This is a genomic window from Flavobacterium sp. GW821-FHT12A05 (assembly GCF_058807735.1).
Window position 1 is genome coordinate 51,755 of record NZ_JBXAQY010000006.1, and the last position, 12,003, is coordinate 63,757.

Here is a 12,003-nt window from a genome sequence, read left to right on the forward strand (position 1 = left end):
AGTCATGATACAAGAAATTATAGCTTTTGTCATATTATTTATAGCCGTTGGTTTTTTGATTAGAAAGTTTTTCTGGAAATCAAAAAAGAAAAAAGACTGCGGCGACGGCAATTGCGGCTGTTCATAGTGTAGCTGCTGAGTTTCTGAGATACTAAGCAGCTAAGATTATTAATTTAAAGAAAAGCTTCATAAAGGATTAAAATCTTTTATGAAGCTTTTCTTTTTTTAATGAGTTTATGATAAAGAAAAAATGTCTTATCGTGCTATTTAAAAGACTTTTATTTCCTCGTTATCAATTCTTCAATTCTTAAATTTGGAAAATTTAAATCCAAAAGAAATGTCAGAAGAAGATAAAGATGAAATTATAAGAGACAATAGAGTTGCAAGGTTGTTGTGGTTTACGTTAGGATTCGTATTTGCTCTTATTATTAACTATTTTGTACTGCGAAAATAGCATCCCATTTTGCTGCCATAAAGGACAAGTTAGGCTATACTTCTGCTTTTAATTTGTTGTTTTTAATTCTAATTTTACAAAGACTAATCAAAATCTAGTAAAAATTGTAAAACATTGAAAACAACTTCTAAAATGACACAGAAAATTCCTTTTCTTTTCCTTTTATTCTTGTGTTTAGGGCAAATTGTATTCTGCCAAAACAAAACTGATATTAAAAAAGTAAACGACAGTACGATTGTAACTTCAGATGGAGTTCCTTTATTTTTAAAGGTTTCCGGAAAAGGAGAAGTCTGTATTTTTGTGCATGGCGGTCCGGGCGCATGGAGCAAATCATTTGAGACATTGGGCGGTAATGTGCTTGAAGACAAACTAACGATGTGTTATTATGACCAAAGAGGATGCGGCCGTTCTGCATCATCGCCAAACAACGATTACAGCATAGACAGAATGATACAGGATATTGAAGATATCCGCATTTATCTAAATGTTCCCAAAGTTTTTGTAATGGGGCATTCTTTTGGAGGAATCTTAGCCACTAAATATGCCGAGAAATTTCCTGATCATGTAAAAGGATTAATTCTTCTTAATTCGACATTGGATATTAATGATTCCCTTCGTTATCAAATTGCTTTTATTGGTCAAACCATTGGAGAAAAAATAACCCCAAAAGATAACGAATCCCTGTTCAGCACCTTTATAGAAGCCAAGAAACTAATCAAAAAGAAAGATCTTGACTATAAAATATTATCCGACAAAAAAGCCAATATTGAAAAACTGGATCATATCGATAACAGCTTTAAAAGAAACTCTTCGTTTGCACAACAGGCATTTACGACTCCAGTTTACCTAAGTGATTTTACCAAAGATACACCTGCTGTCAAAGTTCCTGTTTTAGTCATTACAGGATCAAACGATAACAGCGTTGGCCCGGATCATTATCGTTTGTTTCAGTTTCCAGAGCCGGAAATTAAAATTATCAAAGGAGGTCATATCCTGTATTACGAAAAAAACAAAGAGTTTAAAAATACCGTACAAGCTTTTGTTGAAAAAACAACTTCAAGATAATCAAAAAACACTGAACACTAAAAACTGCGACTGAATACTGAATACTGAGACTGAACACTGAATACTTTACTTAACCCCTTCCCATTCAGCATAAAACTGAGCCAGGAACAGCTCCATAAACTGATGTCTTTCGGCGGCGATTTGTTTTCCTTTTTCGGTATTCATTTTATCTTTTAAAAGCAAAAGCTTTTCATAAAAATGATTGATTGTAGGAGCGTTATTTTTCTTATACTCCTCTTTCGTCATATTTGTAATAGGTGCAATTTCGGGATTGTGCAGGGCTCTATTTTTAAATCCGCCATAATTAAAAGCTCTTGCAATTCCAATTGCCCCAATTGCGTCTAAACGATCTGCATCCTGAACGATATCTAATTCGACCGATGTAAACTTCTTTTCGAAATTTCCGCCTTTATATGAGATATTTTCAATGATTTTAACTACATGCTCTATGATGTCTTCTGAAACATTTTCTGACTCTAAAAACAAACGTGCTGTTCTTGGACCAATCGTTTCATCTCCGTTATGAAATTTACTATCGGCAATATCATGAAGCAAAGCTCCTAATTGTACAATGGTAAGATCGCAATCTGTATTTTTTGCAATTAAAAGTGCGTTTTTATACACACGCTCGATATGAAACCAATCGTGTCCGCCCTCGGCATCATTTAATTTCTCTTTTACAAAAGCGATTGTTTTAATGATAAGTTCAGAATTATTCATAAGTGTATAAGTCGGTTTGTGATAAAAATAGCTCACAGATAACGCAGATTAAACGGATTTCACTGGAGTTTCTTATATTTTAAATAAAAAATGTTGATTGTTAAAGCTTTGAAACTTCAACAATCAACAGTATGTTTTAAATGGTCAATATCAAAAATCAATTGCAATTACAATATCAATCTAAAATCTACATTCTAAGATCTAAAATCTACAATCGTGCTGGCTCAACCCATTTAAAGATATGACCTTCAGCTGGAATAACTAATCTTTCAGAAATTCTAGCCATACGTGCCGGAAGTTTCATTAAGTAATCACGTGCTTTTTCAGCTTCATCTGTTAAGTTCGTGATTTTATCAATTTCCCATTTGGTGATTAATTTCTGTAAAATATCAACATAGTCATTTGCTGTGTAAACTCCTATACGTTGTGCAGAATCAGAAAACTGTTCGAAAGCAGTGCTGATTTTTTGCCCTGATTCTCTTAAGAAATGTGCCGGCATAACGATTTTTTGTTTCATCATGTACTGAAAAGCTAACATCATTTCGCTAGGATCAACCTGAAAAATTCTGGTTACAAACTCGCTGTAAGCATGATGATGACGCATTTCGTCTCCAGCAATCATTTTACACATTTTAGACAACTTGTTATCACCAAATTTCTTTGCGATCTGTGCTACTCTGTTGTGAGACACATAAGTTGCTAATTCCTGAAAACTAGTATATACAAAGTTTTTGTATGGGTCAGTTCCAGTTCCAATATCAAAACCGTCGTTGATTAAATGCTGCGTTGTCATTTCGATTTCACGCATGTTAACACGACCAGACAAATACAAGTATTTATTTAAAAGATCTCCGTGGCGATTTTCTTCCCCGGTCCATTGTCTGATCCATTTAGACCATCCATTACCGCCATTCTCCACCTGATCTACTCCTTCTACATCCATTAACCAGGACTCGTATGTTGGAAGCGCTTCTTCGGTAATGGTGTCACCTACAAGCGTTACCCAGAAATCGTATGGTAATTCTTTCGCAATTTCGCGCAGTTCCTTTACCTCCTCAAAGAAGTTTTCTCCTTCAGAATTAGGCAGGAAATCTGACGGCTGCCAAATTTTTTCCACCGGAATTAAATACTGTTCAACGAAGCTGTCAACGTTTTTTTCCAAAAACTGCATCACTTCTAATCTAATGTTTTTTATAGACATTACTTATTTTAAATTTGGGTTTTACATTTTAGCTCGGACTAAAACTTAAACCTGTTTATACTCGTTTACTCCTTCTACAACCGCTTTTTCTGTTAATGCCATTAACTCGGCAAAATTATAATCTTTTACTGCCATTGCTTTGTGTGCAGTAAAAGTCAGACGGTTTCCTAAACCAACAGGAAACATTCCGTAACGAACCATTTTCCATGAATTGTTAATGCTTACCGGAACAACATATGCAGATGGTGCATATTTGCATAGAATTTTTAAACCACTTTGGGCAAATTCTTTAGGAACTCCTGTTTTACTACGGGTTCCTTCCGGGAAAATTACAGCAGATCTAGTGTTTTTTTCTATATATTCAGACAAGCCTTTGATTACTGGAATCGCTTGTTTAGGGTCTTTACGGTCAATTAAAACAGATCCTCCGTGGCGTAAATTAAAAGATACGCTTGGGATTCCGCTTCCTAACTCTTTCTTACTTACAAATTTACAATGAAAACGTCTAAAATACCAAATCATTGCCACGATATCGTACATACTTTGGTGATTAGAGACAAAAATAATGGGAACTCCTGTTGGAATCGTTTCCCTTCCTTCTATTTTATACGTTGTTCCTACCAGATTTGTACATCTTAAAAGGAAAAAATTTAAATAATCAACACTTACTTTGTGAGCCTGATAACCAAAAAGATTAAGGCAGATCCATTGTATTGGGTGGAAAACCGCCAAACACAAACCAAAACATAAATAATAAATTACGGAGATTGGATATGAAATTATCTTTTGCATGCTTGAAAAAATTTGAGGTCAAAAGTAGTAAATATATTTTTAGCGGTATAAAAATTGAAAACAATAACTGTTTTTATGGTTTAATTGTACCTTTGTCAAAGAAATTGCAAATTTTTTCTGAATTAAATGAACTTCACATACCCTAAAAATGAACGCTTAAAGAGCAAAACAACGATTGGATTACTGTTTTCTGAAGGAAAATCGGTTTCAAAATATCCGCTTCGTTTGGTTTACCGTCAAGCGGAAGCTGCATATCAGGGCAATACTAAAGTTGGCGTTTCGGTCTCTAAGAAATATTTTAAAAAAGCAGTTGACAGAAATTATTTCAAAAGGGTTTTAAGAGAAACGTACCGACTAAACAAGCATTTACTTTTAGATTCTCTCGACCAGCCGTATTCTTTTATGCTTTTTTACCAAACAAAAGACAGATTATCATACGAAGAAATCAATACCAAAACGATTCAGTTGTTTGAGAAATTTTTGCAGCAAATCAACAAATCCCAAGATTCTGAGAAAGAAAATTAAGACCTAAATCTCAAAAGGTAAGATTATTAATCAGATTAGATAAAAAAATCGTAGTTTTAGCTTTTGTGTATTAGCCTATTTTATTAGAAAGAATTAAAAGAAAAAATCGTAGTCATGTATCCTTATTTCAAGAAGAAATTCATCATACCAGCTGTTGCAGCAGGATTTTTATTTATTGGAACCAGTTTCAAAGAGGACTTTTTTGAAATCGCCAAACAAATCGAAATCTTTACAACATTATTTAAAGCAGTAAACACCAATTATGTAGACGAAACAAATCCGGGTGATTTAATGGACAAAGCCATTAAAAGCATGTTGGCAAGTTTAGATCCGTACACGGTTTACTTTAACGAACAGGATGTTGTTAATTTTAAAATCAACAATACGGGAGAATATACCGGAATTGGTGCAATGATCGCGCGCAAAAAAGACCGTTTGATTGTTCGCGAACCTTATAAAAATTATCCTGCAGACAAAGCCGGATTAAAAGCAGGTGACGAAATTATTCAAATTGGCGATGTTTTAATTGCTGATTTTAAAGATGATGCATCGCAATTATTAAAGGGAACCAAAAACACCAAAATTGCCATAAAATACCTTCGTCAGGGAAAAACCTTTACAACTGAACTGGTTTTGGATGAAGTCGATATTAAATCGGTTCCGTTTTATGGAAAAATTGATGAGAAAACCGGTTATATCGTTCTGGCGCATTTTAGCCGAAAAGCTTCCGCTGAAGTTAAAGAAGCTTTAGAAAAGTTAAAGGCCGACGGTGCAACGCAGATTGTATTGGATTTAAGAGGAAACCCAGGCGGATTATTGAATGAAGCAATAGATATCTGTAATTTATTTGTTCCGAAAAACGAAGTTATTGTTACCACTAAATCAAGAATTGAAAAACACAACAATACGTATAAAACGACCAAAGAACCAATTGACACTCAGATTCCGCTGGCTATTTTGGTGAATGGAAGAAGCGCATCGGCATCTGAAATTGTTTCGGGGGCTTTACAGGATTTAGATCGTGCCGTTATTTTAGGAAGCCGCAGTTTTGGAAAAGGTTTGGTACAGCGTTCTGTTGATTTGACTTATGGAACACAGCTAAAAGTTACGATTTCTCGTTACTATACGCCATCCGGGCGCTGTATTCAGGCACTTGATTATGCGCATAAAGATAAAAACGGCGTTGCTCAAAAAACAGATTCTAAAAATTTCAATGCTTTTAAAACCCGAAAAGGAAGAACGGTTTATGATGGCGGCGGTGTTTTACCTGATATTGAATTAGAAGATGCCAAAATGAGCCCTATTACGACCGCTCTTTTAAAAAATGACGGAATCTTTGATTACGCAACTACTTACTATTATAAAAATCCAAATTTAGGCGATAAAATCCCTGTAGTTTCTGATGCTGATTATGTAAGCTTCAAACAATACCTGAAAGCAAACAAAATTAGTTTTGATACTGAAACAGAAGTTGCCTTGAAAAACACTTTAGCTGCAGCCAAAAATGAAAAAATAGACGAAACAATTGCTCCGGAATATCAACAATTATTAGCCGCATTAGAGAAAAGCGAAACCACATTATTAGATAAAAACCAAAAAGAAATTAGAGGTTTGATTCAGGAAGAGCTTATTAAGAGATACCAATACCAGGAAGGTTTGTATCAATTTTATATTAAGAACAATTCAGAAATTAAGAGAGCAGTGGGCGTATTAAATAATCAGACTGAATATAAAACGATTTTAAAAATGTAGAAAATGAAAGCTTATCGGGTCCTTTTTTTGTTTATTATTTACAATTTATCGGCGCAGCAAAAACCAATCGAAACAGTCTATTTTGATTTCGATAAATATGATCTTACTGAACCGCAGGTAAAAGTTGTAACTAATTTTATAAAATCTATAGACACCGCTAAAGTCGAATCGATACAAATTTACGGGTACTGCGATGACCGCGGCACCGATGATTATAATTTCCGATTGTCTCATGATCGGGTTAATACGATACAAAACTTATTGCTTTCTTCCGGATTTAAGGAAAGTAAAATTGTTATTCTGGAAGGAAAAGGACGTGTAGTGGTTAAGCCTGACACGGTTGAGAATCTTTACGAAACCCGTTTGCGAAATCGGCGGGTTGATTTGATTGTCGTTAAGCGCAATAGTTTCGGTAAAGGCGTTTATACTTCGTTCAAGGACAAACTAAAAGTGGGCGATAAAATTTATTTAGAAAGCATTTTATTTGACCTTGGAAGTTCGAGATTAACCCAGAACTCTAAAAAAGTATTAGACAATATTGCCACAACACTTCTAAAACAAAAAAATCTTCAGTTTGAAATTAGAGGACACGTATGCTGTACTCCGGAAATTTATACTGACGGAATCGACAAGGATACCAAAGAAAGAAGGCTTTCCTGGAACCGCGCCAAAAGTGTTTTTTATTATTTGAGCACCAAAAAGATTTCTAAAAACAGAATGACTTATCAGGGCTGCGGTAATAGATTTCCTCTCAAAAAAGGCGATAATTATGACCGCCGGGTGGAATTTTTGATTACAAAAATTTAGTTTGTTCTTGTGATAAAAACATTTAATTTTCAGATTTTCATTTAAAGTTTTACTCTAAGCGATACTACTAATCGATTCTTTTAAAGATCATTATAATTATCAGTTAAAACACAAAACAAATAACGCAACAATGTTGCTTTTAAAATATTTGCGGAATAAAATATATAAATAAACCAGACAGGTTTTAAAAACTTGTCGGGTTTAAAAATTATAGTTTAATTCCGTTAACCTCGTATCATATCAATATGTTCAATATCATCTTCCAGATACATTTCGCTGGATTGTAAAAAACCGTGGCTTTCGTAAAATTTCTTTAAATACAATTGTGCTGCAATTGTAATTTTGTCTTTATCAAAATTAGATTTTATTCCCGCAATAGCTTCACGCATTAAATCATGTCCCCATTTTCTATCTCTGAAATCAGCATCAACAATCACTCTTCCTATTGAAGCATTATCAAAACTAATCCCGGCATCAAATAAACGCGAATAGGCCACAATTTTGCCCTCGTATTCGCCAATTAAGTGAAGTGCTTTCTTGTCTTTACCGTCAAGATCCAAATAGACGCAGTTTTGCTCTACTACAAAGATTTCACTTCTAAGTCTGAGCAAATCATATAGCTCATTTACATTTAATGCCTCAAAAGGCTTTATTTTCCATTTCAGCTCCATTTAGATTCTGTTTGTTGTTTTTTGTTTTTTGTTTGTTGTTTTTTGTTTGTTGTTTTTGGTTTATTGTTTCGAAAGATGATTTATATCTTTTTACAAACAAAACAAAATTACAGTAATATTACTAAATCAAAATCCCGATTACGAAACGCAATCGGGATTTTGGAAATTTTGAAGGAATGTGTTATTATTTTTTCTTCATGATGATTTCCATGCTTTTATATTCTTCTCCATTTTTTGTGTCGAACATTTCCATTTTACGGGTTGTCGCGTCTACGATAGTATAAATTTCTCTATACGGGGATTTAATTCCGTTCATAGGATTTACTACATCGCCTTTTAATTCCATGCTTTTTGTTTTTTCATCGTACTTACCGGTTGCAATCATCATTCCGGTTCCCATGTTGTCTATAAAAGTTGTCGTGTATTCTTTACTGGCGTTGTTATAAGCAAGCGTGCTTTTTCCTTCAAATGGTGCTCCCATAATTTTTCCAACATAATTGGCTTCCTGATAACGTCCGCCCAAAATCATTTTTACAGTTGCTACAGAAGATGCTTTTTCGGGTTTGCTGTCTTTATCGTACCAAAAAGTCATTTCGCAGTTCCATGTACCAACTTCATCGTTCATTAATTTGTGAGGTGCTCCGGGAGTTGCATAAGCCTGCCAGGCTTTGGCTTGTGCTGCAGAATCTACTGGTGTTTCTGCAACGGGTGTTTCGGTTTTAACACCATCCAATTTTGAACTGTCAGAAACATTTGTCGTTTCGTTTTCCATTTTTACGTCTTTTTTACAAGAGGCAAAACAGAGTGCTATTATTACTAGTGTTGCGGTTAAATTTTTCATAAGTATTTGTTTTTATGTTTGTTACAAAAACAAAAGTAAGAAATTAATTAAAATTGTTTCAGGTTTGAGATTTCAAGTTTATGCAGTGAGAGACTTAACCGCAAGATTCGCGGAGCTATATCTTTAAAAAAGCCACGAATTCACGAATTAGTTTGATAATCTATGAGATTAAAAATAATTCGTGAATTGCTTCGCCAATTGACTATCGCTCGTGTCGTGGCTAATAAACTTTGCGTAATTCTTAAACGTCCTCAGCAGTTAAAAAACCTGAAACAAACTCCTTTATCGCTTGTCAATTTTTACTGATTTTATAATAGCTTCAAGATCGAGCATTAAGTCGCGTTCCTGATTTGAGGGAGAATAACAGAATCCTTCGATAACTAAAACTCTATTATAAACAGGATCCACGATAGCATAGTTTATAAAAGGACCGGCCATGAAGTCATTTTTAAGTTCCCATGTTCCTTTTGTTTCAAAAGCTTCTTTGTCATCGAGTGTAGTATGAGAAAAATAAGGCGCATAAGCTTCGCCTGTAATCATGGGCGTATTGGGTTCTCGGCCATTAATGTAACGTCCAATAGAATCTCTCATTTTAATAATATTACTTACTACATCTCCTTTGGTTTTGAAGGTGCGAAGTGGAATCTGGTATATTAATAAACTGGTATTACCGCTTATAATATCTTTTTTAAGCCAGATGAAGTTTTTTTTATGCAGAACATATTCATATCCGGTTGGGATTTGAATATCGATATGAAATTTGTTTTTTATTACGGCGGGGTTTAACAACGAAGCGCTGTTGTCTTCCTGAATTTTTTCAATTTCGGCATCGCGGATCATTTTGATGATTTGTGCCGAATTTAATTCGATACTGCAGATGATATCTTCGATTGATTTTCCGTAAATACGAAAAGTGTTGTGTGGTAAAGATTTACTGTGAATAACTTCAAACTTTTCGTTTGCTGTTTTTTTAACTACAATAATGCTTCGGCTGTCGGTTACAAATCCTTCAAGGAGTTTTGCCGGATATTGATTAATGGTGAATAAAGGTTCCTCTTGAGTTAAGCCTAAAACCGGTGATGCAAATTTATTTCGAATGGTATCGCCTACTTCGCCGTACCATAATTGATCGTCAATAATGATAGAAATGGTGTTTGTTTTTCCGGAAACAGGCTGTGACTGTTTATCTGTTTTTAAACAAGAAATCAGTAGAAACGGAAGTATTATAAATAAAAAATGGGTTTTATTCATTTTATTAATTTATGAAATAAAACCCAAATTTAAATAAGATTTTTTATTATCCGTTTATTTTAAGTTTCATTCCGGGTTTAATATCTTCATCTTTAATGCCATTCCATTTTTTAATATCTGAAATTGTTACTCCAGGATATTTTTTAGAAATACTGTATAAAGAATCACCTTTTTTCACATAATAATCTTCTCCTATACTTTTTGCTGAAGATGCTTTTTTCTTGAAAGAATCAACAGAGTTAGATGCGATCGCTGTTGAAACAGGCTCTTCTATGTCTTTAACGATTTTAGAAATAGTTAAAGCTTTACCTAAACTAATATTATTTGAAGTTAAATTATTAAGTTCTTTTAAGTCCGCAATATTCATACCGAATTTTTTTGCAATGCTTCCTAAATTATCACCAGCTGCTACTACGTACACTTCGTACATTTTTGTGCCTTTATCATTTTCTTCAACAACTGCAACAGCTTCTTCAGTATTTTTCTCAATTGGCTGGATAGATTTAGGCTCTTTTACAATTTTTGCAGAAGCATCTATATCTGATTTAATTTTTAAAGATCGACCTAAAGCAATAGCGTTTGACTTAAGATTGTTCCATTTTTTTAAATCTGAAATATTTACATTGTACTTGTCTGCAATTGCACCCAAGTTATCTCCTTTTTTAACTTTATAAAACTGAATTTCTTTTGAAGATTCAACTGCTTCTCTAACTGGTTTTGCTTTTGGACCTATTTTAGCAGCTAAGCGAGTTGGAATTGTTTTATTTAATGATTCGTAAAGTGCGTAAGCATAAATTTTATCTTCGTTTGAAACAAAGGTTGCAATTTTATCTTTTGGTAAACGAAGGAAATTCTGCTCCCCATGATAAGCGGGGACTACATTAAGTTTATACGATGGATTTAAAAGCTGAAGCTGCGATTGCGGCATATCCAGTAAATCTGCAAGCTGCTTAAAAGTCATTTGATTTTTGATTGCAACAGTATCGGTTTCAAAGTTTTTAACTACAGCTCTTTCCGGATTAATTCCGTGTTCTTTATGGTATTCAAAAAGATACATTGTAGCGTAAAATGCCGGAACATAACCTTGGGTTTCTTTTGGAAGATGATTGCGAATATCCCAATAACCTGTTTTACCGCCAGAACGACGAATTGCTTTGGTTACGTTTCCTGGCCCTGAGTTATAAGATGCCAAAACAAGTTCCCAGTCATTAAAAACGTTGAACATTCTGGTCATATAATCTGAACATGCAATTGTCGCTTTAAGAGGGTCACTTCTTTCATCGATATAAGAATCGATTTTTAGAGCGTATTGTTTTCCGGTTCCGTACATAAATTGCCAAAGTCCGGTAGCGCCCATTCTAGAAACTGCTTTAGGATTTAAAGCAGATTCTACAACGGCTAAATATTTTATTTCCAATGGAATTTTTTCTTTTGCGAAAGTTTCCTCGAATATTGGAAAGTAGTATTCTGATAATGCCATTAATCTAGAGAACGATTTTTTTCGGTTCTTAAGAAATGACTTTATTACATTTTCTAATCCTTGATTGTATTCTATCTCAAAAGGAGATTTAGCATTCATTGCTGCCAGACGCTGTTTTAACAGTTCTGTAGGCAATTCTTCGTCTACCGTTACATCCTTATTAATGGTTTGAATGTCTTTTGTCAAATCATCGTAGATGTCTAAACTTACTAACTCATTCATCCAAAGACTGTCAACTTTCGCTGCCATGTCATCTTTTTTGAATGTGCTTTTAATAGAATCTAGATAGGACAACTTTACTTCGGGCTTTATTTCCTTTGAAAGTTCGGCAGTTTCCTGCGCAAACATCGACATCGAAAATAAAGCGGTAACCACTAAGGAGATTTTCTTTGCAATCATATAACATTTTTTTAAAATTCTATAATTCAACCAATTACAGGACTT

Annotated in this window: 12 protein-coding genes; 5 read left to right on the forward strand and 7 right to left on the reverse strand. The window is 34.1% G+C overall.

Annotated elements, in window-relative coordinates:
* Window positions 1–4: 4 nt before the first annotated feature.
* Window positions 5–127: a FeoB-associated Cys-rich membrane protein gene (locus AC1RRQ_RS14630; protein WP_073486019.1), complete on the forward strand. Its 123-nt coding sequence runs from the start codon at window positions 5–7 to the stop codon at window positions 125–127.
* Between the two features lie 459 nt (window positions 128–586).
* On the forward strand, window positions 587–1,519 hold the full coding sequence (locus tag AC1RRQ_RS14635; RefSeq protein WP_493023772.1) for an alpha/beta fold hydrolase: 933 nt from the start codon (window positions 587–589) through the stop codon (window positions 1,517–1,519).
* 66 nt (window positions 1,520–1,585) lie between these two features.
* On the opposite strand, the gene AC1RRQ_RS14640 is transcribed toward AC1RRQ_RS14635, so the two are convergent.
* From AC1RRQ_RS14640 to AC1RRQ_RS14650, 3 genes are all read right to left on the reverse strand, one after another.
* Window positions 1,586–2,239 (reverse strand): HD domain-containing protein, encoded by a 654-nt coding sequence (locus AC1RRQ_RS14640; RefSeq protein ID WP_493023773.1) that lies wholly within the window; start codon window positions 2,237–2,239, stop codon window positions 1,586–1,588.
* A 208-nt stretch (window positions 2,240–2,447) separates the two neighbouring features.
* Entirely contained in the window at window positions 2,448–3,440 is a 993-nt protein-coding gene (locus AC1RRQ_RS14645; protein WP_493023774.1) for an acyl-ACP desaturase, read from the reverse strand.
* A 45-nt stretch (window positions 3,441–3,485) separates the two neighbouring features.
* Window positions 3,486–4,232 (reverse strand): lysophospholipid acyltransferase family protein, encoded by a 747-nt coding sequence (locus tag AC1RRQ_RS14650; RefSeq protein WP_493023775.1) that lies wholly within the window; start codon window positions 4,230–4,232, stop codon window positions 3,486–3,488.
* A gap of 126 nt (window positions 4,233–4,358) precedes the next feature.
* Between AC1RRQ_RS14650 and rnpA the strand changes: the two genes are divergently transcribed.
* The 3 genes from rnpA to AC1RRQ_RS14665 all read left to right on the forward strand — a co-directional run bounded on the left by rnpA (window position 4,359) and on the right by AC1RRQ_RS14665 (window position 7,316).
* A complete protein-coding gene (gene rnpA, locus AC1RRQ_RS14655) occupies window positions 4,359–4,757 on the forward strand; it encodes a ribonuclease P protein component (protein ID WP_493023776.1) in 399 nt (132 codons plus the stop codon).
* A gap of 114 nt (window positions 4,758–4,871) precedes the next feature.
* Window positions 4,872–6,509: a S41 family peptidase gene (locus AC1RRQ_RS14660; protein ID WP_493023777.1), complete on the forward strand. Its 1,638-nt coding sequence runs from the start codon at window positions 4,872–4,874 to the stop codon at window positions 6,507–6,509.
* 3 nt (window positions 6,510–6,512) lie between these two features.
* Window positions 6,513–7,316 (forward strand): OmpA family protein, encoded by an 804-nt coding sequence (locus tag AC1RRQ_RS14665; protein ID WP_493023778.1) that lies wholly within the window; start codon window positions 6,513–6,515, stop codon window positions 7,314–7,316.
* 224 nt (window positions 7,317–7,540) lie between these two features.
* On the opposite strand, the gene AC1RRQ_RS14670 is transcribed toward AC1RRQ_RS14665, so the two are convergent.
* The 4 genes from AC1RRQ_RS14670 to AC1RRQ_RS14685 all read right to left on the reverse strand — a co-directional run bounded on the left by AC1RRQ_RS14670 (window position 7,541) and on the right by AC1RRQ_RS14685 (window position 11,958).
* The gene (locus AC1RRQ_RS14670; RefSeq protein WP_493023779.1) at window positions 7,541–7,987 is read right to left on the reverse strand and encodes a GNAT family N-acetyltransferase; all 447 of its coding nucleotides are present in this window, start codon (window positions 7,985–7,987) and stop codon (window positions 7,541–7,543) included.
* A gap of 184 nt (window positions 7,988–8,171) precedes the next feature.
* Window positions 8,172–8,828 (reverse strand): DUF1579 domain-containing protein, encoded by a 657-nt coding sequence (locus AC1RRQ_RS14675; RefSeq protein WP_493023780.1) that lies wholly within the window; start codon window positions 8,826–8,828, stop codon window positions 8,172–8,174.
* Window positions 8,829–9,110: 282 nt separating this feature from the next.
* Entirely contained in the window at window positions 9,111–10,079 is a 969-nt protein-coding gene (locus tag AC1RRQ_RS14680; RefSeq protein WP_493023781.1) for a DUF4837 family protein, read from the reverse strand.
* Window positions 10,080–10,125: 46 nt separating this feature from the next.
* On the reverse strand, window positions 10,126–11,958 hold the full coding sequence (locus AC1RRQ_RS14685) for a LysM peptidoglycan-binding domain-containing protein (RefSeq protein WP_493023782.1): 1,833 nt from the start codon (window positions 11,956–11,958) through the stop codon (window positions 10,126–10,128).
* Window positions 11,959–12,003 lie beyond the last annotated feature (45 nt).